We start from the raw sequence: 1457 nt of genomic DNA, 5'->3' as shown, positions 1-1457 counted from the left end.
ACAAAGAGATTATTTCGGAGCTCATATGTATAGACGTATTGATAAAGATGGTATTTTCCATACCAATTGGTTAGAATAAAAATATTTTGATAAAAATATTAAATTTATTTTAAGAAATATGTTTACGGCATGTACTGAATAATTGATATTTTTATTCTTTAGTACCAGAGATAAATACGAACTCAGGTACTAAAAAGATTAATAGAAATAATATTTTATTTTAGTTAAACAAAAACATAAATTATTTTTTTTTTGATATTAACATATAAAATATAAAGAAATTTTTATAAATATTATTTTTATAGTGATCATATATAAGATATATAAAGTTTTTCGTAATTATTGATTAATAAAATTGAAGATTCTATTAATAAATTTTATGTTTTTATTGTTTTTATCAAAACCATTAATAATTATGTTTTTAATATTTCATTATAAGTTGTAAGATTTTTGTTCTCTAGATTTTTTAAAGATAACTATCTGAGTATCAGGTATTATTTTTAAGGTAATAAAAATTATAAAAATTTAACTATTTTTTTTAATTTAGTTTTTTTCAATTACTTTAAATTAATAATTGATTTAAATTTATATATTTTAGATGGAAAGAAAAAATTGTATAATTTTTCCATATTAACGAATTGTTTTTGACGCGCAATTGAAATATTTAATATGTGATTTTATCGATATAACAATCGAATTTTGTATTTTTTATAATAATTGTAATGGGTATATGTATTTAAATTATAAAATTTTGAAGGCGGTAAGATCTTTAAGATTAAATTAATCGTTAATATAATTTATATATATTTTTGTTACAGTGTTTGCCTGAGAGATGTTTAAAATGAGTTTTTTAAAAAAAAGGATGTTAGTAACTTGTGCATTACCGTATTCAAATGGTTCTATTCATCTTGGCCATTTACTAGAACATATTCAAGCTGATATTTGGGTTCGTTATAATCGTATGATAGGTCATGAAGTATGGTTTATTTGCGCTGATGATGCTCATGGTACAGCTGTAATGTTAAAATCAAAAAAACTAAATATTTTACCTGAAGAATTAATTTTTAAAATTTATAAAGAACATAAATATGATTTTTCAAATTTTCAGATATCTCATGATAATTATTATTCAACACATAGTAAGGAAAATTACAATTTAGTACAAAAAATATATAATTTATTAGATAGTAATGGTCATATTAAGGAATGTAATATTTCTCAGTTATATGACGATAAAGAAAAAATTTTTTTACCTGATCGTTTTGTAAAAGGATTTTGTCCTTCTTGTGAATCTGAGGATCAATATGGGGATCATTGCGAAGTGTGCGGTGCTGTTTATTCTGCCATAGATTTAGTTAATCCTTTATCTGTTTTATCTAATTCTGTTCCTATTGTACGTACTTCTGTTCATTTATTTTTTAATTTACCATTTTTTAGTGATTTTTTAGAAAAATGGA

At 21.5% G+C, this 1457-nt stretch carries 2 protein-coding genes; both read left to right on the top strand.

Annotated features, from left to right (window positions below; genetic code table 11):
* Nucleotides 1-79 (top strand): hypothetical protein (locus tag LDP10_RS03580; RefSeq protein WP_414734441.1); only part of this gene is annotated, 79 nt, incomplete at its 5' end.
* Between the two features lie 762 nt (nucleotides 80-841).
* Nucleotides 842-1457 (top strand): class I tRNA ligase family protein (locus tag LDP10_RS02885; RefSeq protein WP_265197243.1); only part of this gene is annotated, 616 nt, incomplete at its 3' end.

The organism is Buchnera aphidicola (Pemphigus obesinymphae), from assembly GCF_026122815.1.
Lineage (GTDB): Bacteria > Pseudomonadota > Gammaproteobacteria > Enterobacterales > Enterobacteriaceae > Buchnera_C > Buchnera_C aphidicola_BJ.
Note: the sequence above shows the minus strand (reverse complement) of the source record. Positions and strands in the feature narration are given on the sequence as shown.